We start from the raw sequence: 24,615 nt of genomic DNA, 5'->3' as shown, positions 1-24,615 counted from the left end.
CGAAAAGAAATTGTACATTTTTGTTATTTTTGTCAAAATTTTGCAAAAAAAAGCAGTCGCTTTTAAAAGAGGTTACGATACTCCTTTGGTGATATGCCAACTGCTTTTTTAAATGCTTTCGCAAAATAACTTTGAGAGCGAAAGCCCACATGAAATGCGACTTCTTTTAAAATAATACCCTGACGTATCAACTTTTTCGCTTCTTTGATACGAATATCATTTAATATTTCCACAAAACTTTTTCCATTATTATTGCTTAACATTCGACTTAAATAGGAAGGTGATACATCTAATTCTTCTGCCACCTCATTCAAGCTGATTTGTTTCATATAATTTGCTTTGATATAATCAATTGCTTTTTTTGAAATATGATCCAGCTTCTGATATTTCATCAATTTTGCTGAACGTAAAATATTATAAAAACGGTAGACAACTTCCATTTCAATTGTTTGATGAGGATGGTGGAAATCAATTGTAACTTTGACATCATCTGGAGTAATGCCATATTGAAAATGAAGTTTATCTGATAGCACATGCAATGCATCGTTTAAGAATTGTTGTCCACCTCCTATATTCAATTTTTCCTTCTGGATACATGCAACCGCAAAGTTTTTTAGCTCCTCCTTCAATATCTTTTCTTCATCATTTTCAAGATAATCTAACCACTCACTGATAAAGAAATTGATTTCGTGTTCTTTTTTATTTTCACTATATACTTGTTTCTCTTTATCAATTGAACGATTGATAATCGCATGGGTATAAGACACATATAACTGCTCCAGATCATTTTGAATACTGCCGATTCCATATTTGCTAATATGGTGACGATTAAATATTTGAAGAAGATCATCAACATTTTTATCTAACATTTCATGATTTGCGATAATGAATAAAATAATATCATTTTTCATTTCTGTTTTTAAAACTGATAAACCAGAATCCTCAATTTCCTGTATGACAAATTTTAAATACTGATCATCACTTTTATCCACAATTATACAAAAGCCAGAAGAAAACTGAATATTCAAGAGTTTTAAATGCTGCTGGATCATGATTTCATCCTGTCCAGTTAGAATTAAATGTGCACACTCATTTAAAAGAAATGGCTTTGTATGATTGATTTTTTCCACTAAGGCAGAAGTCTGCATCTGCTGGTTCTTGTGGCTTTTTAAGATACCGACTGCTTTTGATAAGTTTTCAATAATGATATGAATATCTGCCGGCTTTAAAATAAAGTCCTCTACGTGTAAACGAATAGCTTCTTTCGCATAAGAAAAATAGTCATAGGAAGTAAGAATAAAACAGATACTGTCTTTTACTTTCATTGCACGAATTTCTTTTAATGCTTCCAAGCCACTTTTCATTGGCATATTGATATCCATTAATATGATATCGCAAGGATGTTCACTATAAATCTGAATAGCCTCTTGCCCATTGGCTGCTGTATAAATATGTTCAATTGGTAAATCTGCTTTTTCTATCATCATTTTCAGATAGTCACGCTCTATTTTTTCATCTTCTGCAATTAATAAATCCATATCTTTTTCCTTTCTTTTTTATAAATTGGCTGTGTTAATTCTTGCGGTAAAAGAAAAGCCACAATCAATATCACTTTCAATTTGTATTTCAATATGTTCTCTATAAAACATCTCTAAACGTTTGATAACATTGTATAAACCAAGATGATTTTTACCATCATCTTTTTGATAACTGTTTTTGATAAATTCATTTAATTTATCCTGTGACATTCCTTCCCCATTATCAGATACGGATATCGTGATGATCTGATCTTCTTTTGTGATAAAAATTTCTACTTCCCCATCCTGCATCACATTGGATAATCCATGCTTTAAAGAGTTTTCTACAAGTGGCTGTAAAATCATGCCGGGTATTCTGATATCATTGATTTCATCTTCGTGTTCCACATGAACAATAAAATCAATACGATCTCCTAAACGAAGTTTTTGTATATCAATATACGCACGAATTGCCTCTAATTCTTTTCTTAAATCACTGATTTTATTCTGCATATCCAGCCCATATCGAAGTAGCTGACTGGTTTTTAAAATCATATCAGAAGCCGTTTGTGTTTCTCCTATTTCTACTAATCGATTGATCATATTTAATGTATTGAATAAGAAGTGTGGATTGATTTGATTTTGAAGCATTTGTAATTCACTTTGAATTAGCAATTCATCTTTTCTTAAACTTTCGTTTTCCTGTGCCAATAAGCGTTTTTCAAGATTGGCTTTCTGACGTTCTGCGTCAAAATTCTTTTGAATCTGATCTGCCATATCATTTAAAGCTAAACATAATTCTTCCATTTCCTGCCCACTATCAGAAATTAAACGTAAATCATATTTTCCCTCTTTTACCTTATTGATATTATGAAGTAATAAATCCAAAGGCTTGCTTAAGGAATTCATAATATGATACATGAAATACAGAACCCAAATGGATAGAATCAACACCAATAAAAAGCTAAAACCTGTTGTCAATGTTTTTAACTGACTCAGCCTCACCTCTTCACTTTGCATAGACTTGGTGATCATTTGATAGTAATCACTGCTTGTATTGAAAATCAAACGATAATATTGTTGTAACGTATTATAATTTTCTTCATAATCAGGTTTATCATTATCAAAATCTCTTGCAATCTTATGGCATAGTTGATTATATTTTTTACTCATATTTTCCAACAAGGAAAATCGCCATGATTCTTGAATGTAGGTTTTCTTTTCTAATCTTTTTAAACAATTAGATGCTTGATTATAGGATGTTTCATATTTCTGCATTGCATGTTCACTATCTGTGTATAAGTAATCTTTGATATGTGTGGATGCTTCTTCCATATTTCCATAATACTCTAACATTAGATTATAAGCTTGAAGCAGATCATTGTATTTTCGTAAAACATTGGAATTGATGGAGTTGAATACAAATAAGAAAACTAAGATACAGATAATCAATATAAAGTTGGCGGAATGCATCCGTTTTCTAAAACTTTTACTTTTTTTCATTTAAATCACCTTTATATGTATCCACGTTTTCCTTCGTTACCATCATAAGCGTAGGATAAACAGTAGTACTTTCCGGCTTTTTTCCATGATCCAGATATTCCATCATCAATTTGATACTCTGATATCCATAATCATAAAAAGAAGTCACAATACTGCCATCGATATCTCCGTTTTTGATCATAGAAATCGTTGCCGGCATATCATCAACGGCATAAATTAAAATATGTTTACGGATATTCATTTCTTTAGCTGTTTCTGCACATGGTTCTGCGGATTCAGCTGCGAAATTTATCGCAACATTGATATCGGGATATTGACTTAAAACATTTTTCCATTCTCTTTTTGCACGAACGATATCTGATTTAGAATCACTGATATCCACTAATTCATAACCACCAGGATGTTGTTGGAATACGGATTTTATTTGTTCAATCTGTTGTTTTGCGATAGAAAAATCAGATTCTGCGACCTGTATTGCAATCTTTAATTTCTCTTTGGTTCCAAGATGTTTTTCAACATCCTTTAACATCAGTTCTGCCTGTTGTTTAAAATCTTTTCCCATATATGCAAATCGTTCACTATCCGGCTGATCACTATCTACCAAAATAAGTGGTATCCCATCTTCTTTCGCCTCTTGTATCAAAGATGAATCAATAACTCCTTGTGTAATGATGCCATCTGCCTGTTGTAGAATACCTGTTTCAATTACTTCATTCATTTTTTCGGTATCTATGACATTGGGACCAATCCAATCACAATGGACATGATAAAAATCACAGGCGCTGTCCAATCCTGCTTTCGCTTGTAACCATATCGTATGATCACGTAGTGGTGTGGCAAATAAAAAATAGCGATCATTTTCATTTGCTGCTGGTTCTGTTTTACCATAACAACCTGCCAGCATTAAAATACATAATAAACTTATTAATTTATTTTTCATGCGTTACCCTCATACAATCTTTCGCTGGTATTATAACGGCATTTATGGTATTTGTATAGAATCCCCTATAGACTTCACATAATTTTCACACTTAATAATAAAGCAAAACGATGTATTGATTTATGAATATTCTTTCTTTACTTTTTTCAAACCATATCAAAAATTATGTAAAAAAATTTCTTTAAAAATATTCGTGAAAAATATCACAATGAACTATTTTTGTAGTATAATACTAAATAGTAAGAGGTTACAACAAAATAAGGAGGACATTTAAACATGCAAAGATTTACATTACCTAGAGATTTGTACCATGGCGAAAACGCCCTGGAAGCCTTGAAAACATTAGAAGGAAAGAAAGCTATCGTATGTGTTGGCGGTGGTTCTATGAAACGTTTTGGTTTCTTGGATAAAGTTATTGCTTATCTTGAAGAAGCTGGAATGGAAACAAAATTATTTGAAGGTATTGAACCAGATCCATCCGTAGATACTGTTATGAAAGGTGCTGCTGTGATGGCTGAATTTGAACCAGACTGGATTGTCGCAATCGGTGGTGGTTCTCCAATTGATGCCGCTAAAGCTATGTGGATCAAATATGAATATCCAGAATTAACATTTGAAGATATGTGCAAAGTATTTGGTATCCCTAAATTACGTAAAAAAGCTAAATTCTGTGCTATCTCATCTACAAGTGGTACAGCAACAGAAGTTACAGCTTTCTCAATTATCACAGATTATAAAAAAGGTATTAAATACCCAATTGCTGACTTTGAAATCACACCAGATATCGCTATCGTAGACCCTGCTTTGGCAGAAACAATGCCAGTAAAATTAGTAGCACACACAGGTATGGATGCGATGACACACGCCATTGAAGCTTATGTATCTACAGCAAATATGGAATATACAGATGCTTTGGCAATTCACGCGATTGAATTGATTCAGAAAACATTAGTTAAATCTTACAATAAAGATATGGACTGCCGTCACAAAATGCACGATGCACAATGTTTGGCTGGACAGGCATTCTCTAATGCTTTATTAGGTATCGTTCACTCTATGGCTCACAAAACTGGTGCTGTATTCCAGGATTGTGGTGCACACATTATTCATGGTGCAGCAAATGCTATGTATCTGCCTAAAGTTATCGCATTTAACGCAAAAGATGAAACTGCGAAAAAACGTTATGGTGTCATTGCGGACTACATGCACTTAGGTGGAAATAATGATGATGAAAAAGTTGCATTATTGATTGCTTACTTACGTAAGATGAATGATGATTTAAATATTCCTCACTGTATCGCTCATTATGGTGCTGATGGTTTACCTGCTGAAACAGGATTTGTACCAGAAGAAGTATTCCTTGAAAGAGTAGAAGATATTGCCGCAAATGCAATCTTAGATGCTTGTACAGGAAGCAACCCTCGTCAGCCATCTCAGGAAGAAATGGTAAAACTACTGAAATGCTGTTACTACGATACAGAAGTAGATTTCTAATATAAAAAAAGTTGTGACAATTAGCAAATCGCTAGTTGTCACATTTTTTAATATGCTTCAATTTTTTTAATCAAAGCCGGCAATTCTCCCATATGTGAAATGACATAAGATGCGCCTGCAGCTTTATACTCTTTTGTTAATTGCTTTTTTCTTTCTGCTTTTTCTGTTTCAGAAAGCTGTTCATATTCTTGCTTTGTTAATCCCATTAAAGAACTTCCTTCCAGAATACCAACACTAATAACACCTGCAGCTGTTCCTTCTTTGATATCAGAAATTGTATCACCAACTTTTATCACCTCAGATACAGATGATATATGTAAGGCCTTCATATTCTCAAATATCATATAGGGATATGGACGGCCATAATTATTTACCTGATTCGGTGTAATCCAGAAATCTGGGCTATATCCATTTTCTTTTGCCTTTGATACAACAATTTGCATCATTTCATCTGTATATCCTGTCGTAGAGCCAATACGGATCCCCATATTCCTTAACTCCCGTATTGTTTCTAAAACATATGGTTTGATATCCACAAATTGATCTAATATTTTTAAAAGGCTTGATGTAAACTGGGTATGCATGATATCAACATCCTTATCTGTTGGCTCTTTTCCATATCGTTTGATCCATTGACTTTTGATTTCAGGCATTTCTAACATTGTTTTGATATGATCCCATTTTAATAATCCCATTGGTTTTCTTGTTTCTTCCATAGTGACATGAATGCCATATGATTGAAAGATTTCCATAAATGCCTGTACTGGCGCAAAACATCCATAATCGACAGTTGTTCCTGCCCAATCAAATATAACTGCTGAAATTTTCATAATATCTCTATCCTTTCCTTTCCATATATTCTTTCATAATCCTTGATAGTTTTTGTATATCTTCTTCATATATTTCACCAATCACACCAATTCGAAAAGTTTCTTTATCTGTTAGTTTCCCTGGGTATATTGCATATCCACGTGCTTTAATGTACTGATACATTTCATGAAAATCAAAGTTTTTTCCTTCGGGATACAGGAATGTTGCGATAATTGGTCCCTGATTTGCTTTATCCACATATAAAGTAAACCCCAACTGTTCAAAGTTTTGAATAAGTAAATTCATATTATGTTGATAGCGTTGATGACGTGCATATACGCCACCTTCCTCTTTTAACTCCTGTATCGCTTTGGAAAACGCCAAAACCACATGGGTAGGTGAAGTATAGCGCCATTTCCCATCTTTTTCCATTGTGACCCATTGATCATATAAATCCAAAGATAAGGTTCTTGCCTGATCTTTACAGTACTTTAGTTTATCGCGATTTGCGATAATAAAGGAAAAACCTGGTACTCCTTGAATACATTTATTCGCAGAGCTGATTAGGAAATCAATATACCATTCTTTCATTTTGATATCAATAGCACCAAAACTTGACATTGCATCTACGATCATAATTTTTTTATATTGATGAGAAAGTTTTCCAATAGAAGCGATATCATTTAATATACCACTGGTTGTTTCACTATGAATCATCGCAATATGTGTAATCTGTGGATTTATCTTTAATACTTCTTCTACTTTTATTGGATCAGGAATTTCATCATAAGCAAAACGCATATGCATACAATCAATATGATGATAACAGCACATTTTATAGATACGTTCTCCATAAGCACCATTGCTTAACAACAACAGACATCCATCTTTTGGTATGACGGTACTAATCACACTTTCTACACCAAAACTCCCTGATCCCTGCATAAGAATCGTCGTATATTCAGTTTCTGACACATGGGCAAAACCTAATAGATCCTTTCGTATATCCTGTGTAATCCGTTTATAATCATCATCCCATGTACAATGATCAATCATCATCGCTTCTTTTACTGTGGCAGTGGTTGTTAATGGTCCTGGGGTTAATAATTTATATGTATTCATCATACTTCTCTCCTTTATTTATTTTGACATTCTTTGAAAAATTTCTGGTGTTCTTTTAAAAGCTCTACACATAACGCCTCATGATATTGTTTAGGATAACGGCTTGCGTAATTCAAGTTTGCGGTTTCTCCTTTATATAATGCATTTGGATAAATCTGTATCAATTCCTTTCTCGCATATGTTTGTATACAATTTGCCATTTCCATTGCCAGCTCCTGATGTTCTTTATCTAATACAGCAATCGATTCACTTAACTGCATATTTCCTTCTATTGGATCAATCACTTCTATTGGTAGATTATTTTCTTTATCCTTCAGTGCTTGATGTCTTAATCCATATGCAATCGCAACTTCTCCAGAACGAAGCTTTTTCACAGGCCCTGACCCACTGGATTCTAAATGCGGTCCTACATTATCTAACAATTTCTGTAATATCTGTTTTCCTTGCGTTTCTCCATATGCTTCAATAATAGATTGCACAAGCAGCCATCCTGTTGAACTGGCATTTATATCTGGTATCGATATGTATCCTTTATAAATATCCTTTGTTAAATCTTTGATGGAGGCAGGTATTGGAAGATGCTGATCTCTGATTACTTTTGTATTGATGATGATAGCTCCTTCTAATGCAGTGAGTGGCAACGCATATGATGGGGTTGCATGTATGCTTTGTATAGGAAATGTTATATCCACAAACATGTGATTTTGTTGTTGCACACTATCTATATAATAAGAACTCATGGTAATGATATCTGCCTCTATATCTAAACCTTCTGCCATCATTTTACCGCCAAGTTCACTTGTAGATATAGATTGCAAAATATATTGATTTTCATAACCATGGGCATCTAATGCATGCTTCATTGCCATCAATGCTTCTTCATCACCATTAGAATAAATAACAATCGCATCCTTCGATCCAGCATAGGCAAATGTAAATAGCAGAATACATCCACTAATCATTAGAATCACACCTTTTTTTTATTTTCATATACATCTTCTCACAAGGTTGCGATAATAATGAAATTACTTTTGTGACAATAAAATTGGTAAATAGTATCAGTAACGATAAAACAAAGATTTCATCGAATTTCGCAAAGTGCTGAAGCTCTTTGATTTTGGTTGTTAAAACAGCTGTATTTGCGCCGACAATAAAGATCAATGCACTGATGGTAACCATCGCATTCACAAAATAAAAGCGAAACATTTCTAACAGTGTTGATTTAGAATTTGGCACAACCACTCTGCGGATTGTCTGAAACCAGCTGTCCCCCATTAACATTCCAGTTGTTTCATACCCTGCATTCATTTTTCCCAATGCACTTTTCGCCATCACATAAGGCGTAGAAAAATAGTGGATGATATTACATATCACAATTAATATAAAAGTGTTTTGTAATGGTGTTTTCTTCCATGCCAATAAATATGCAATCCCTAATACCATTCCTGGTATCGTATTGGAAATACTGTGGATTACATCCATGCTTTTCTTCATACAACTAGGCAGTTGACTGCGCATGTTTGTTAAAGCTGCACTATATGCAATCATGGTTCCAAACAATGCGGTAAGTAACGATACAAATAATGAATTACGATAAATTCCAATCAGGTTTTGGTTAGATAAAGTATCAATTACATGCGAGATTGTAAAAGAACACGCATATGGCCATGCATTCATGAACGGAAGTAAGAAGATTACCGCAAAAATACTGAGTATAAACATAGAAATACAAACAGATATCGTAAAACAAAGATAATCTCTGCATTTGTTTTTTGGTAATTCAATCACTGTTGATTTATTGTATTTAATTTGAAATCTTTCAAGATAATGAAGTATAAAAATACTGAATATACTAGGCAGCAACATCATAACAGCAATCAAAGCACCCTGGTGAAAATCTGGTACAGATCCCAACATTTTTTGAAACAACAAGGTTGCGACAACATCATATTCTCCACCAACAGAGGCTGGTATACCAAAGTCGGTAAAGCTTAGAAAAAATGACTGGATAAACGATGCAGCTAAGGTAGGAATCATAGGCATTATGATGGTCATCCATAAGCGTTTTGATTTAGTATCCTGCATAATTCTGGATACAATATCAAACTTTTTATCAATAAATTTCATTGTATTATCCATCAATAAAAATCCAATTGGTAATGTATAAATGATATATCCAATCAATAAGCCACAGAACCCATAAATATCAAATAACTGTATGCCAAATAACTTTGTGAATAAGCCTTGTTTTCCAAATGTATAAATAATCGCAAAGCCATAGGTGATGGTTGGAAGTAACATAGGCATGGTTGCGATATGACGTATTTGCTTTTTCCATACCGATTTCAAATTCGTGAAATGAATCGTATATCCTAATAAAAACGCAAGAATCGTTGTAGATAAAGCAGCACATCCAGAAACCATAACACTATTGAAAAATGCTTTCCAAAAAATTTTATCTTGTAGTAAGCCAGTATAATGAGAAAATGTGATTCCCTGCTCATTTTGAAATGATTGTGCAAACAGCAATGCAACTGGTGTAAACAGAAACACTACAAACAATAACATCAATGCAATGTATATGGCTTTCAATTCTTTTTGTTTATGAAGCATAGGCATTTTGATATAATGCGTAAATATTATTACGCTTGATTTCCAATTGATTCAAAATAAAATCTTTCACAAATACACATGCTGGTTGATGTAAAATTTCTTGTGGCTTCGCATATTGTGAGATATTTCCATCTTTCATAATCAATACACGATCACTTAACGTTAAAGCCTCTTCAGGATCATGTGTTACAATAATCGTCGTTAAATGAAATTCCCTGGCAATCGTTTTTATTTTGTTTTTAATCGACTCTTTGATTACTCCATCTAAAGCGCTTAATGGTTCATCTAATAATAAGATTTTCGGTTTCATAACCAGTGTTCTGGCAAGTGCCACTCTTTGTTTCTGTCCACCCGATAATTGATCAATTGATTTGTTCAAATGTTCTTTTAGACCTAATAATTCGATTAATTCCTGCACTTCCTCTTCATTTGATAATTCAGGCTTGTTTTTCAAGCCATAAATGATATTCTGATAGGCATTCAAATTGGGAAACAATGCATAGTCCTGAAATACGATATTAAAGCCTCGTTGTTCCATTGCTACATTTGTAATATCTTCATTGTTATATATCAAATGTCCTCCATCAATTTTCGTAATACCTAAAATACAATTTAATAAGGTCGTTTTCCCACTTCCACTTGGTCCAAGTACAGATACAATTTCTCCATCTTGTATATCAAGGGAAATACCATTTAAGATAACGTTTTTTCCATAAACTTTCTTCAGATTTTCTATATGAAGCATTCTCATCTCTCCTTTTCATTCCTTGAAAACAACCACATTATAGAAACATTGGTTTTCAATGACAACGCTTTTAAACAATCGTTAACAATCTTTAACAGATCATTTACATTCATAAATATTTCTGTATTGTTCATTATAAAAGACTATCTTATATTGAAAAAACAGAATTATGAATTTTAAATGAAGGATATCGTTCATATCCAATATTTTAGATATTTATATAAAACAAAAAGATGCATCTTGTGCATCTAATGAATATGAACAAATTTTCATAAAAAAACAGAATCAATTTTGGCTGATCCTGTTTCAATAGAAATTATAATTTTTTTTGAAATAACAAATTTTATGTAAAATATACCAATTCATCTTCCAGTGGTTCCACAGATGTCACATGATCACAATACAGAATTGGAACATCACCTTGATATTCTTCATCATACTCTACCGCAATCTTCGCATGTACCTCTACCCATTCTTTTGGTAAAAGGTCCACAGAGTTTTTATAATGACATAATAGTCCAATCAAAGATGTATCATCTGCACAACATACCATCGCAAATCTTCCAAATACAAATGCTTCTGGAATATCATCCACATGGGTACTGATGACTTTTCCTTTGATTGTGATCGTTTTCCCTTCATATTTTGAAGGATGTTCCAAAGCATCCATATACCATAAACCATAATCATCATCCTGAATAACAAGATGATCAGCATTTACATCGAATGGCAATTCATCATCTTTTAAATCATTAATCGTTCCATCTTTAGATTCATAAATGATTTGAGCGGATTTATTGATTGCCTTGATATTGTTTCTTAAATAAAGCTTTTTGGTATTTTCATCACAGCGATTAAAAATAATTGTTTCACTATGTACCAGCTGTTCGTATATCATAGAACGCATATTGTTTAGATATACTTCAAATGTTGAAGCATCCACTGTAGATAATATCTGAACAAGCAGCCAGTCAAATGGCATTTCTTCATCTAAGAATTTCGTGAAATTCCATGTACCATTAAATTCAATCATGACACGATCTGGTTCAATCAAACTATCACATTGTTTCATAAAGGCATAGCTTAAATCAGTTTCATTTCCTACTGTCACAATAGAAGTGTTGGCCTTTTTTAAGAATTCATCATCATATTCTTCCATACCTTCTTCACAAACAAGCAGCAATGTTTTCTCGCCATCATTAAAACCTGGATCCATCAGTGTATCTTTGATTAAAGAGGTTTTCCCACTTTCCAGAAACCCGGTAAATACATAAACAGGTATCGTCATAGTATCACCTTATGCGATATGAAACAGCTCTTTTAAAGCTTCTTCGTTTAACTTACTGCCAATCACACAGAATCTTCCCGTATACGTTGGTGTTCCTACACGTATTTCATATTCTTCTGGTACTAAATCAAAATACATCCAGTTTCCTTGTGAATCTGGCAACATACCTTTTGCACGAAGGATGATTCCATATTTTTCTGATGTACTTAATTCTTTTAGAATTGCATCCAATTCTTCCTTTGCATATTTTTTAGGTGTTTCCATACCCCAGCTGGTAAATACTTCATCTGCATGGTGGTGATGATGGTGGTCGTGATGATCGTGTCCACAACAGCATTCTCCATCATGGTCATGATGATGGTGTTCTTCATGTTCGTGATGATGATGTTCATGTTCACAACAATCTTCATGGTCGTGTTCATGATGATGTTCTTCATCATGATGGTGTCCACATACAGGACAGATCTCGCTTTCTTCCATCAATTCTTTTTCCAATGTATTTTTCTTTTCCATTGCGGCTAAGATTTCTTTACCATCTAATGCATCCCATGGCGTTGTGATAATCGTTGCATTTTCATTATGATGACGCAGTTCATGTACAACTGCTTCTAATTTATCTTCAGTTAGATTTTGTGTACGGCTTAAAATAATCGTACCTGCATATTCTACCTGATTATTAAAGAACTCTCCAAAATTCTTCATATACATCTTACACTTTTGTGCATCTGCGACAGTTGTAAAACTGTTTAACTGTATTTCATGGTTATCAATACCCTGTACGGCTTTGATTACATCACTTAATTTTCCAACACCGCTTGGCTCAATCACAATACGGTCTGGATGATATTCTTCTAATACTTTGCTTAATGCTTCCGCAAAATCTCCAACTAAGCTGCAACAGATACAGCCACTATTCATTTCACGAATTTCAATACCTGCATCTTTTAGAAATCCTCCATCAATTCCGATTTCACCAAATTCATTTTCAATCAAAACGATTTTTTCCTCGTGTAAAACATCTTTGATCAATTTTTTGATTAATGTCGTTTTACCTGCACCTAAAAATCCTGAGATAATATCAATTTTCGTCATAATTGACAACCTTCTTTCTTATATATATTGCGGTTTTCCGCATTTCTTAGTATATCACTTTATAAATTGTTATTCAATTCATATGGTGTGTGAAAGTAAAAATCATTCACAAAGAAAGCAGGCATTATATGTCAAAATATCAAACTTATTCCTTATTGTTTTATCGTTTGATCTGACGATTTTTTGTTATTTTATACAAAATACAGCTCGTTAATGGAAGTCCTATGATTAAAACTATCGCATATAATAGTGGTAATCGCATATTCCAATTAGATATCTGTATTGCGATATATTCAGATAAGAATGTATTTGCGGACATCATTTGTGTTGGCAATAATAACATCCATTTATCATATAATGAGAAACCAACATTGCCATAACTGCTAATCAGCCAGCCTGTTGTAATCACAAATATAATGCCAAGACACAATGTTGGAATCGACTTTAATAGTTGTGAACTTATACAAACGAGTAAAGAAAATAGTAAGGTTCCAAAATAGCTCACAATGGATATAATTCCATAATACTGTATATAATTTAATCCATAAGGTGATACAAAAAAGTCCTTATAAACACTGACAAACGCACCATCCAATCCAAACATGAACCAGCATCCTATGATATTTACCATTTGAAAAATCAGCCAGGCGATGCTTGCGACAATCCATATCGTTAGCAATTTTGATTTTATATATTCATTTTTCCCATATTTGCTTGTTAGAATCAAGGTGTCTGTTTTCCTAGCTTTTTCCATACCAAACATACCATAAAAACATATGATGAGTAGTAGCCCTAATGTGAAAGGAAGAAATTGTAAATTGCCTATTAAATAATCAAAACCTAAATGATATCCTTGGATATATGGTTTAGATATCTGCTTTTGGATGATAGATGTTAAATCCTCTATTTGTTTCTGTGTAAGATAGTTTTCATCCATATGTTTTGTAGCTTCTATGCACCATTCCAGCATATGTTCCTTATTATAAATTGCCGCATATTTTTCAGAAAACAAATTCATCTGATCACTATATTTTATTTTCTCACTAAATATTAGCCCACTTTCTTCAATATCATATCGTTCCTTATATAACTCATCATATCCCTTATTGAATTCTTTCGCGTTTTTCATCAGACTTTCTTTATCTAAAATATTTTTATCCACAAATAATCTATATTCTTTATCTAAATCATCTTGAAATTTCTGATTGATTTCGGTTTGAGAAAATGATGTCCTTTTGATTCGTTTGATTTCTTCTTGTATATTGTGAAAATCCCCTCTATTACCAATACTTAGCGTATATGGCGAATGTGTTGTCGCACTTGCGGTTAAGATTTGAAATACGAAGATGAATATGACGAAGAAAAAAACAATAAATACGCGTTTTAATAAAATGTATTTTTTCAATTCCGTTGTAATTAATTTTTTCATTATCTTCTCCTTTTATTCTTTCAAACTTTTCCAGTCGATCACATAGTGTTGATGCTTTTTTAATATCAAACATAGGCTCGCACAAGTTAGATACAACAGACCAGATATTATCGCAAGCCATCTTCCATGGACGTATATACCGGCAATCTTTGTATAATGCACAGCAGCCAATAAATAATCTCCGCCAATAAAATTCGCTGGATAATAATATAGTAGTTCTTTAAAGATTCCTGCATTATTCAAAAATGGAACCATTACAAATAATACCATGCTTAGTATAACTGCTGTGCTGTTTTTCTTAGCTAGATAAGAAATCGCAATCATACAGAACGCAATTACTAGACTCCCTAATAATGAAATGAAGCTTTGTAAAAGGGTATATTGTAATGCATTGAGCATATAAGGGCAATGGTTAAATGTAAAATCAATCACATATCCATTTTCTCCATGAAAGCCCAATGTCATCGCTATAAAAAGTATTTGTAATACAATAAAGATAGCCCATGATATGATTGTGCTAAGAAATGCCGCACTCCATTTTGCATACTTCGCTTTTTCCATCTTTTTGCATACGAGCTGTAATTCTAAAACACCATCGTTTTGTTCTCTTGTGAAAATCGTAGATAATAATACACTTAAAAAAATAGTAAATGTTCTTATCATGATTGTGATGCCTTTTTGAAGAATAGCATAACTGTCAATTGATGTAAATTCAAATTTTTGGTAGTTTTCACTTAATTTTGCATAATCTTTATCAATTTTGGATACATCAAAATCTGAATCATTGATACGATACATATTTTTGAAAAAGGCGATATCCTCATCTAAAGATGCTTTGAAATAAGAAGCATTATATGCTTGAGACAATACCTGAAATTCAGGATCCTGCTTGACCTCACTTTTTATGTAAGTAAAGTCATCATCAGATAGTCGTTTTATTTTTTCTTCTGTTATCCCCTGATCTAACAATTCCTTATGTGTATATCGATGGCTTGGCTGCATGATGTAATCATGATATGCTGATTGTATATTTTGTATCCAATTATCATTTATCTGTCCTTGATATTTCTCATAATATGAAGCTGTTTCACTTTGTTTTACAATATTGACATCTATGATGATTGTGCCTATATGAAACAATAGTATTGCCAATAATACAAACCAGATAATCGGTGTTTTCCAAAGTTTCTTTATTTCATATCTTATCATATAGCATCTTTGAATATCGATAAATATAAATCTTCTAACGATGGTTCTTCCCTTCTCATATCTTCCCTTGCAGGTTTTGATATGATTGCTCGGATTTGCATTTTATTTTGGACTGGCATCATTGCTGTTACAATCATTTCTTTTGATAATTTTTCAACTTCCTGTTCCTCACATATAAATGTATACACCTGATCATGAAGTGGTAATAAAAGTTCTTCTCGAGTGCCATGTTGGTGTAATTTACCATCTTTCATGATTAAAATATGCTGAGCTAATGTTTCAATATCAGAAACAATATGTGTGGATAAGATAACGATTTTATCATTTGCACAGCGTGCTAAAATGCTTTTGAAATTCGCTCTTTCTTTAGGATCCAATCCTGCTGTTGGCTCATCCACAATTAATATTTTAGGATCATTTAATAACGCCTGTGCGATTCCCAATCTTTGCTTCATCCCACCAGAAAACGTTTTGATTTTATGCTTTTTTTCTGATGTCAGATTTACCATTTCTAATACCATTTCTACTCTGTCTTTGGCTTCCTTTTTAGAAAAGCCCTTTAAAGTTGCGAAATACATTAAGAAATCATATGCATTAAATTGTGGATAATATCCAAAATCCTGTGGCAAATAGCCTAAGATATCACGATAATCTTCATTCATTGTTTGAATCAGGGTACCATCTAAATAAATATGTCCCTGATTAGGTTTTAAGATATCACATAACATACGCATGAGCGTTGATTTTCCACTTCCATTTGGCCCCAGCAATCCATAGATGCCATTGGTAAAGGTATAAGAAAAATCATTCACTGCTGTTTTATGAATGAATATTTTTGTAAGATGCTCCGCTGTTAATTTCATAATTTTTAATCCCCTTCCATAGTCTTTTTATCAAAATACATATACAAATAAAACTGATGATTAAGCAAAAAGTAATTCCATATATTGATGAAATAATGAGTTTTGGCAATATTAAACAAGAAATGAGTAATGAACATCCTGTATAAATTAATATCATTATTTTTACATCATTTATTTTCCACATCAAATATAAGCAAACAGTTAATAATAATGTTAATTGTAGGTTACAGATCATTAAAGCAAATAATCGGATAAATGATAATGGATATATCCTTGAAGTATAAAATGTAATCATGCATACAGAAACTAAAAGCATTGTTGTAAACAAGATCAGACGATAACATAAAATCTGTACCATATTATATTTACATGTTTTTTCAATTTCTGCACATTGATATATCTGGCTACGCATCATTTCTGGAATCATTAATAAAACATTAGATGTCATATATAAAAACATGGTAAAATATATATTAAAAATTTGCTTTTTAACATCATATCCCTGCAACAGAGTGATACAAACACATAATAGTAATAGAAAAATGATATAGAAATAAAACGGTGTGATTTTCCATTGAAGATATACTTGCGCAAATACATTTGTTTTTCTTTTTACTTTAGGTAATTGTTGTATTAAATCTTGCACATGTTTTTCTTCTGCATCTTCAACTTCATAATAAGATAATATATCTTTCATTTCGTTTCCTCCCAAAGATCACGACATCTTTGTAAACCAGTGCGTACACGGGTCTTAGCGGTTGATATAGGGATGGATAATATTGTGGATATCTGGCGATAATTTAAGCCCTGATAGTAATACAATATCAAACATTCCCGTTGTTTTTCTGGAATCTTATAAAGTACTTTTCTCATACGATAATAATTTTCATCTTTTTCATGTGTTGGTGCAGCCTGCATCTCAAAAGGATATTCATTTTCTAACAGTATTTCTTTTTTCTTCTTTAAATAATCTATGCCTACATGGTATGCAATGGTATAAAGGTATGCACAAAAATCTTTATAAGGTTGATAATTTGGAAGTGCCTGTACAAGCTTTATAAAGGTATCTTGTGTAAGATCAAGTGCGGTAGCGCTATTTCCACATGTCCTTACAAAATATTTATAAATGGATTGATAATTCAGTTTTATCAATTCTTCCAAAGCTTCCTGATTTCCGTTTTTTGCTTTTAATACTAAAAATCTTTCATTCATATCTATTCCTCACCATCACACTTATTACAACGATTATCTCATAGAAATAGTTTGTTTTTTTGAAAAGAAATTAAAAAACTATGCAAATCGCATAGTTTTCCGTCCCTTATTTTAAATCTTCGTCAAATTCTTCCCAGCATTCACAATTTGGAATACCCAGTTGTTCAGGATGAAACATTGGATTCTTCCCTTCTTTTTTCTGTTTCTGGTAATCTTTTAAAGCGATAAAAGTATATTTCCCAAGCAATAATATCACAATGATATTCATAAGTGCCATAAATCCCATGAGTACATCCGCTAGATCCCATACAAGCGAAAAATCTGCCTGTGCGCCAAAGAAGATCACCAGCAAGGTTACGATACGGAATACAAATAATAAGGTTTTATTATTTTTGATAAATTTTAAGTTTCCTTCTGCATAACAATAATTACCTATTAAAGAACTGAATGCAAATAAGAAAATCGAAATGGTGATAAAATGAATTCCCCATTCACCAAAAGCTTTACTTACTGCCATTTGTACATAAGGCATACCAGTCAAGCCATCTTCGATGCCATAATTTAAAAGGATAAATGCTGTTGTCGTACAAACCAGTATGGTATCAATAAATACTGAAATCACCTGTACAAGTCCTTGTTTTACTGGATGGGATACATCCGCAGTTGCTCCGGCATTAGGCGCAGAACCCATACCTGCCTCATTACTGAATAAGCCACGTTTGATTCCATGCATGACACAAGATCCCGCAAAGCCACCAAAGATTGCCTGTACATCAAATGCATTTTGAAAAATCATTTGAAAAATCGAAGGCAGTTGTGAAGCATTGGATAATGTAATATAGATACCTAAAATAATATATAAACCAGCCATGATAGGCACAATTGTAGAACTGATGATACCAATACGATGAACACCACCAAAGATAACTGCCGCAGAGGCAATGGTCAATATACAACCAACAAGCAGACCTGCTAAATGCTGATCATCAAAATAATAAGCCAGTGCACTGCTAACATTATAAGATTGAAGGCCATTGAAACCAAAGATAAAACATGCAATCAATAACAACGCAAAAATGATTCCAAAAAAACGACTACCTAACGCTTTTTCAATATAGTAAGCAGGCCCTCCACGAAACGCTTCTCCATCTCGTTCTTTATAAATCTGTGCAAGTGTGGATTCCACAAAAGCACTGGCAGCACCAACAAATGCCATTACCCACATCCAAAAAATAGCGCCAGCGCCACCTGCCGCAAGTGCAGTCGCAACACCAGCAATATTACCAGTGCCAACACGACTCGCTGTGGAAATCATCAATGCCTGAAAAGAAGAAACGCCATCTTCATTGTGGGCTTTTTCCTTTAATAAGACAATACCTTCTTTCAATAAACGTATCTGTACAAACCTTGTACGTATTGAAAAATATATCCCTGCTGCTACCAATAATATTAATAAAATATTACTGTATAAAAATTCATTTAACCATGATAATACTTCATGCATAATCATCACTCCTTCTATAGTTTTACGGTTTTAAACGCCGCTATACCAGAAAAAGACATAAAAAAGGCACGTAGCGAAATGCGTGTCTTATCTGATGTAACATAAGCATTTTAACATAAAATAGAAAATTTGTAAAAAAAAATCATAAAATTGTATTTAAAAATTGAATTTTTTGATGATTTCTCATTTTATTTCTGTTATTTCCTTTGAAAATTTATGATTTCTATCATTTATCAAACATTTTTGTAAGATTATGAATGCACATTAGATTCCATGATATAATAAACCCATAAATGAAAGGAAATGATCATATGTCACTTTATCTGATACCGATACAAACTGCATTATTTGTATTTCCAATCTTAGCAGTTATCCTGACGATTCCTTATATATTACACCAATATCGTCATTATGGCGCCACCCTGCCACTTCGTATATTAATTGTATTCTCTTTTATTTTTTACTTATTATGCTGTTACTTTTTGGTATCATTACCATTGCCTCCAATTGAAGAAGTTGCCCATTATACAACACCAAAAATGCAGCTGATTCCTTTTGCTTCTTTAAAAGATATCTCCTTAACCACCTCTTTTGTGTGGGATGATCCTACTACATATCTGACCGCATTAAATGAATTTAGCGTATTACAGGTCTTGTTTAATATTTTTATGACTATGCCATTTGGAATCTATCTACATTATTATTTTGAATATTCCTTTAAGAAAACGATGCTGTGCAGCTTTTTATTATCCTTATCATTTGAATGTCTGCAGTTAAGTGGCTTATTCTTTATCTATCCTCGTCCTTATCGATTATTTGATGTAGATGATTTGATAACGAATACACTTGGCGGTGTGATTGGATATGGCTTGACACCAATCGTAGCTCATTTTCTACCAAGCAGAGAAAAACTGGATGAAAGAAGTTATCATAAAGGAATGCGGGTAAGTGCGATGCGCAGAATGTTTGCGTTCGCAATAGATATTATTGTAACTTTAATTCTTTATATTATGATTAGTTTCCTGCTTCCTCTACGCTTTCATTTCTATGGTTACCTTATCATAATACTGCTGCTGTATTTCATTGTTCCTTGTCTGAGTAAAGGCAGGACTCTGGGAAAAATGATGGTAAAAATACGATTGGTAAACTTTCAGAATCAGAACGCAAAATGGTATCAATACCTGCTTCATTTTCTTCCAACATACTTATTGATTCTTCCTTTTCCTTATATTATTTTGGCATTTATCCTTGTTTTTATGAAGGTTGATTCCCCTTTGTTATATGTATGGTATGCTGGATTTGCACTATATCTTGCCATTTATCTATTCTATGTATTTGATGCGATGCTTTCCATGTTTCAACATAAGGAAAATATATATGATAAAATAGGCAAAGTAAAAAATATATCTACCATAAAAGTTAAGCTTTCAGAAGATTATGATCATGCAGATTTAGAAAGAGAAGAAAATGAGTGCACATCTTGATTGATGAATGATGTATAATAATAGAAAGACAAAAAGAAATGGGGATATTTATGGAAGAATCAATCAAAGATCAATTTTTAAGAACCTATAGAAGAGAAAGTTCTTTTTTGGATAGCATAAAACAAAAGGCTGCACTCGGCGATGAAAATGCGATGTATCAGCTTGGCTTATGTTACTATTATGGCAATTATGGGGTACCAAAAAACAATAAAACAGCGTTCGATTGGTTTATCAAAGCCGCAAATCTTGGTCATATGATAGCACAATACTATACAGGGTACTGTTTTGAAAAATCAATTGGTGTTCCTCGCAATGCTGTACAACGTGCAAAATATTATGGATTAGCGGCACAACAAGGTTTTATGAATGCCCAATATGAAATGGGATATCTATATGAATATGGTATTGGAATTGAAAAAGATGAAAAAAAGCTGCGGAAATGTTTCAACTAGCCAGTGATCAGGGACATCCTGTAGCAGCCTGTAGTCTGGGATATTTCTATGAAAAAGGCCTTGGTGTACCTATAAACTTACCAAAAGCTGTAGAGTATTATCAGCTTGCATCAGATCGTAATGATCCAGGTGGTTTATGTAATTTAGGATACTTTTATGAATATGGAATACATGTGGAAATAGATTTCGATAAAGCAAGAAAGCTATACCAGCGTGCTGCCAAACAAGGGTATGCAAGAGCACAATGCAATCTTGCCCATTTATATGAAAATGGAAAAGGTGTTCCACAAAACTATTCGCTGGCGATGTTCTATTACAAGAAAGCTGCAAAACAAAATTATCCTCGTGCACAGCGCTGCCTGGGGATTTTATATGCAAATGGTCATGGCGTTGAAAAAAACGTTGATAAAGCTTTTGCGTTATACATAAAAGCTGCAGAACAAGGCGATGAAGTTGCACAATGCAATGTTGGCTATTATTATGACAATGGTATTAGTGTGGATCTTGATCCTGTCAAAGCGAATGAATGGTATGAAAAAAGTGCAAATCAGGGATTTGCTATATCACAATATAATCTTGCATGGAATCTGGAAAGAGGAATCGGTGCCAAACAGGATTATAAAAAAGCATTTGCGCTATACGAAAAAGCAGCTAAGCAGGGACATGCATCTGCGAAATTTTGTATTGCTTACGCCTATCATTATGGCCATGGGGTAGAAAAAGATTTACAAAAAGCAATCGTTCTGTATAAAGAATTGGCTGATCAAGATGACGCAGAAGCGTTATGTAATCTAGGATATATTTATGGTAATGATTTAGAAGCAGATGCCATTGATCATGATTTAGCTTTTACATATTACGAGAAAGCCGCAAAACTTGGTGATGCTGTCGCATTATGCAATATTGGTGACTGCTATGAAAAAGGCAATGGTGTAACCCAAAATTATGAAAAAGCTGTGGAATATTACAAAATGTCAGCTGATCAAGATGTAGATTCTGCCCAATACAGTTTAGGTTATTGTTATGAAAATGGCTGGGGTGTTGCACAAGATATCAATAAGGCAATCGCTTATTATCGCAAAGCCGCAGACCATGGATATGAAGATGCGATAGATGCTTTAAAGCGCTTAGATAAAAAAGATAAATAATCTTTACAAAATCTAATACAAAGCAGTAACGCTGCTTGAAAATTTCCTGAAACGTGTTATCATAAGGCTATATAAGGATACAGTGAGAGGGGGATGTTTATGGAGCTTGTTATGAGAGATAATTTTTTAAAAACATATAAACGTTCAGGCGCTGATGTTAATCAAATGATCAAAAATGCTAAGCAAGGAAATGTGGAAGTCATGTATCAACTGGGGTTATGTTATTACCATGGAATGTATGGTTTCCCAAAAAATAATTACAATGCATCACAATGGTTTATCAAAGCTGCTGATGCTGGTCATATGATGGCACAATATTATGCAGGATATTGTTTTGAAAAAGCAATTGGTGTACAGCGCAATGCGTATTCCTGCGCAAAATATTATAAGCTGGCTGCTGATCAGGGACTGATGAATGCCCAATATGAAATTGGTTATTTATATGAATATGGGATTGGTGTTGAAAAAGATGAAACACAGGCTGCCCAATATTTTCAAAAAGCCACGGACCAGGGACATGGCGCTGCTGCATGTACACTTGGATACTATTATGAAAATGGCATGGGTGTAGAACAGGATATACAAAAAGCCTTTTCCTTATATCAGCTATCCGCTGAAAAGAATGATCCATGCGGACAATGTAATTTGGGTTATTTTTATGAACGTGGCATTGCCACAGAAATGGATAAAGAAAAAGCAGCATACTGGTACTTAAAAGCTGCCGATCAGGGGTATCCCAGAGGCTTATCCAATATCGCTTATTTCTATGAAAACGGTATTGGTGTAGAAGAAAACATTCCCCTTGCCTGCACCTATTATCAAAAAGCAGTAGATAAAAATTATCCACGGGCACAATGTAATCTAGGTTTATTTTATGAAAAAGGCATTGGCGTAGAAAAAGACCTTGTGAAGGCAATAGAACTTTATAAAGCGGCCGCAGATCAGGGAGATGATTGTGCACAATGTAACTTAGGTTATTGTTACGATAATGGTATTGGAGTAGAAATAGATCATAAACAGGCAAATGAGTGGTTTGAAAAAAGTGCTGCACAGGGATTTGCCAGAGCACAATATAATCTGGCATGGAATCTTGCGCGTGGCATCGGTGCTGAAAAGGATGAAAAACGTTCCTTTGAATTATATGAACAGTGTGCCAATCAGGGATATCCACTAGGTCAGTTTGGTATTGCATATTGTTATCACCATGGACGTGGCGTAGCAAAAGATATTAAAAAAGCAATTGCATTATATGAGATCATCGCAGAAAAAGACGATAGTGATGCCTTATGCAATCTTGGCTATATCTATGAAAATGAAGTGCCTGAAGATGAAATTGACTACAACAAAGCATTTACGTACTATACCCGCTCTGCACAGCTTGGAAATGGCATCGCTATTTGTAACATTGGAGATTGTTATGAACATGGGCGTGGTGTAAAAAAAGATTTCCGTATGGCTGTAAAATATTATAAAGAGGCAGCTGATATGGATATTGATATCGCGCAATACAGCTTAGGCTATTGTTATGAAAATGGCTGGGGCATTGTAAAAGATATGGAAAAAGCGCTGGAGTATTATCATAAAGCTGCAGACCATGGATATGAAGATGCGATAAAAGCATTAGAACGCTTAGAGAATAAAGATAAATAAGCATAGAAAAAGCTGAATCAATCAGCTTTTTTTATTCCCAGCCTTTACAAACATCCACCCATTTCATATATGGGACCATGGATGCCAGTTCTTCTAGACTTAATTTAATCGCAGAATTAGAACTGCCACATGCTGGATATACATAATCAAAACGTTTCATGGATTCATCCAAATAAATCTTGGTATCTTTTGGTAATGCAAAGGGACAAACACCGCCAATGCTATGATTGGTATAAGTTTCTACTTCTTCCGCTTTTAACATTTTTGCCTTCACACCAAAAGTTTCCTTGTATTTATGATTATCTATTTTACAATCTCCTGCACATACGACAACCAAAGCACCATCACTTCCCATAAAGGACAAAGTTTTCGCTATTCGCGCACCTTCAATCCCTAGTGCTTTTGCGGCAAGCTCTACCGTTGCACTGCTTTCTTCAAGTTCAATAACATCCTGATCTTTTCCATATGCTTTTAAATACTCTTTTACTAATGCAATTGCCATCATTATTTCCTCCATTTCCTAAATGCTTTTTGTATTCA

The 24,615-nt window shown here is 33.5% G+C and carries 22 protein-coding genes; 5 read left to right on the top strand and 17 right to left on the bottom strand.

Going from position 1 to position 24,615, the window contains the following annotated elements; genetic code table 11:
- Nucleotides 1-62: 62 nt before the first annotated feature.
- From DW114_RS10935 to DW114_RS10925, 3 genes are read right to left on the bottom strand one after another with little or no spacing between them, the layout of a single operon-like run.
- Nucleotides 63-1,538, bottom strand: coding sequence for a helix-turn-helix domain-containing protein (locus tag DW114_RS10935; protein WP_117453791.1), 1,476 nt, complete (start codon nt 1,536-1,538; stop codon nt 63-65).
- 18 nt (nt 1,539-1,556) lie between these two features.
- The gene (locus DW114_RS10930; RefSeq protein WP_117453790.1) at nt 1,557-3,020 is read right to left on the bottom strand and encodes a sensor histidine kinase; all 1,464 of its coding nucleotides are present in this window, start codon (nt 3,018-3,020) and stop codon (nt 1,557-1,559) included.
- A complete protein-coding gene (locus tag DW114_RS10925) occupies nt 3,007-3,960 on the bottom strand; it encodes a sugar ABC transporter substrate-binding protein (protein ID WP_117453789.1) in 954 nt (317 codons plus the stop codon). Before DW114_RS10925 ends, DW114_RS10930 begins: the two co-directional genes overlap by 14 nt.
- A gap of 276 nt (nt 3,961-4,236) precedes the next feature.
- Here DW114_RS10925 and DW114_RS10920 point away from each other — a divergent pair, with 276 nt between their 5' ends.
- Nucleotides 4,237-5,454 (top strand): iron-containing alcohol dehydrogenase, encoded by a 1,218-nt coding sequence (locus DW114_RS10920; RefSeq protein WP_117453788.1) that lies wholly within the window; start codon nt 4,237-4,239, stop codon nt 5,452-5,454.
- 47 nt (nt 5,455-5,501) lie between these two features.
- On the opposite strand, the gene phnX is transcribed toward DW114_RS10920, so the two are convergent.
- The 13 genes from phnX to DW114_RS10860 form a co-directional block, all read right to left on the bottom strand.
- Nucleotides 5,502-6,284, bottom strand: coding sequence for a phosphonoacetaldehyde hydrolase (gene phnX / locus DW114_RS10915; protein WP_117453787.1), 783 nt, complete (start codon nt 6,282-6,284; stop codon nt 5,502-5,504).
- A 7-nt stretch (nt 6,285-6,291) separates the two neighbouring features.
- Entirely contained in the window at nt 6,292-7,386 is a 1,095-nt protein-coding gene (gene phnW / locus DW114_RS10910) for a 2-aminoethylphosphonate--pyruvate transaminase (RefSeq protein ID WP_117453842.1), read from the bottom strand.
- 14 nt (nt 7,387-7,400) lie between these two features.
- Nucleotides 7,401-8,348 carry an ABC transporter substrate-binding protein gene (locus tag DW114_RS21685; RefSeq protein WP_233511364.1) on the bottom strand — a complete coding sequence of 316 codons (948 nt, stop codon included), beginning with the start codon at nt 8,346-8,348 and terminating at the stop codon, nt 7,401-7,403.
- Nucleotides 8,341-9,999, bottom strand: coding sequence for an ABC transporter permease subunit (locus DW114_RS21680; RefSeq protein WP_233511363.1), 1,659 nt, complete (start codon nt 9,997-9,999; stop codon nt 8,341-8,343). Before DW114_RS21680 ends, DW114_RS21685 begins: the two co-directional genes overlap by 8 nt.
- Complete coding sequence (locus DW114_RS10900) at nt 9,989-10,744, bottom strand: ABC transporter ATP-binding protein (RefSeq protein ID WP_117453786.1); 756 nt, start codon at nt 10,742-10,744, stop codon at nt 9,989-9,991. Before DW114_RS10900 ends, DW114_RS21680 begins: the two co-directional genes overlap by 11 nt.
- A gap of 343 nt (nt 10,745-11,087) precedes the next feature.
- A complete protein-coding gene (locus tag DW114_RS10895; RefSeq protein WP_117453785.1) occupies nt 11,088-12,032 on the bottom strand; it encodes a GTP-binding protein in 945 nt (314 codons plus the stop codon).
- A 9-nt stretch (nt 12,033-12,041) separates the two neighbouring features.
- A complete protein-coding gene (locus DW114_RS10890; protein WP_117453784.1) occupies nt 12,042-13,124 on the bottom strand; it encodes a GTP-binding protein in 1,083 nt (360 codons plus the stop codon).
- A 160-nt stretch (nt 13,125-13,284) separates the two neighbouring features.
- Nucleotides 13,285-14,553, bottom strand: a complete 1,269-nt coding sequence (locus tag DW114_RS10885) for an ABC transporter permease (RefSeq protein ID WP_117453783.1) — start codon at nt 14,551-14,553, stop codon at nt 13,285-13,287.
- Nucleotides 14,554-14,565: 12 nt separating this feature from the next.
- A complete protein-coding gene (locus DW114_RS10880; protein WP_117453782.1) occupies nt 14,566-15,762 on the bottom strand; it encodes a hypothetical protein in 1,197 nt (398 codons plus the stop codon).
- On the bottom strand, nt 15,759-16,625 hold the full coding sequence (locus DW114_RS10875) for an ABC transporter ATP-binding protein (RefSeq protein ID WP_117453781.1): 867 nt from the start codon (nt 16,623-16,625) through the stop codon (nt 15,759-15,761). Before DW114_RS10875 ends, DW114_RS10880 begins: the two co-directional genes overlap by 4 nt.
- Nucleotides 16,582-17,322, bottom strand: a complete 741-nt coding sequence (locus tag DW114_RS10870; RefSeq protein ID WP_117453780.1) for a hypothetical protein — start codon at nt 17,320-17,322, stop codon at nt 16,582-16,584. Before DW114_RS10870 ends, DW114_RS10875 begins: the two co-directional genes overlap by 44 nt.
- Complete coding sequence (locus DW114_RS10865; protein WP_117453779.1) at nt 17,319-17,837, bottom strand: RNA polymerase sigma factor; 519 nt, start codon at nt 17,835-17,837, stop codon at nt 17,319-17,321. Before DW114_RS10865 ends, DW114_RS10870 begins: the two co-directional genes overlap by 4 nt.
- A gap of 106 nt (nt 17,838-17,943) precedes the next feature.
- Nucleotides 17,944-19,341 (bottom strand): alanine/glycine:cation symporter family protein, encoded by a 1,398-nt coding sequence (locus DW114_RS10860; RefSeq protein WP_117453778.1) that lies wholly within the window; start codon nt 19,339-19,341, stop codon nt 17,944-17,946.
- Between the two features lie 311 nt (nt 19,342-19,652).
- Here DW114_RS10860 and DW114_RS10855 point away from each other — a divergent pair, with 311 nt between their 5' ends.
- From DW114_RS10855 to DW114_RS10840, 4 genes are all read left to right on the top strand, one after another.
- Complete coding sequence (locus tag DW114_RS10855; protein ID WP_117453777.1) at nt 19,653-20,825, top strand: VanZ family protein; 1,173 nt, start codon at nt 19,653-19,655, stop codon at nt 20,823-20,825.
- A 50-nt stretch (nt 20,826-20,875) separates the two neighbouring features.
- Nucleotides 20,876-21,277, top strand: coding sequence for a tetratricopeptide repeat protein (locus tag DW114_RS10850; protein ID WP_158552234.1), 402 nt, complete (start codon nt 20,876-20,878; stop codon nt 21,275-21,277).
- On the top strand, nt 21,265-22,425 hold the full coding sequence (locus DW114_RS10845; RefSeq protein WP_117453775.1) for a tetratricopeptide repeat protein: 1,161 nt from the start codon (nt 21,265-21,267) through the stop codon (nt 22,423-22,425). The genes DW114_RS10850 and DW114_RS10845 overlap by 13 nt, the downstream gene beginning before the upstream one ends.
- A gap of 99 nt (nt 22,426-22,524) precedes the next feature.
- Nucleotides 22,525-24,075 carry a tetratricopeptide repeat protein gene (locus DW114_RS10840; RefSeq protein WP_158552233.1) on the top strand — a complete coding sequence of 517 codons (1,551 nt, stop codon included), beginning with the start codon at nt 22,525-22,527 and terminating at the stop codon, nt 24,073-24,075.
- 31 nt (nt 24,076-24,106) lie between these two features.
- On the opposite strand, the gene DW114_RS10835 is transcribed toward DW114_RS10840, so the two are convergent.
- On the bottom strand, nt 24,107-24,577 hold the full coding sequence (locus DW114_RS10835) for a YbaK/EbsC family protein (protein WP_117453773.1): 471 nt from the start codon (nt 24,575-24,577) through the stop codon (nt 24,107-24,109).
- Nucleotides 24,578-24,615 lie beyond the last annotated feature (38 nt).

The sequence above is a fragment of the Absiella sp. AM09-50 genome (assembly GCF_003433845.1).
GTDB classification, from domain to species: domain Bacteria; phylum Bacillota_I; class Bacilli_A; order Erysipelotrichales; family Erysipelotrichaceae; genus Hoskinsella; species Hoskinsella hominis.
The sequence above is the reverse complement of the archived record's forward strand: the minus strand, read 5'-3'. Positions and strand labels throughout refer to the sequence as shown.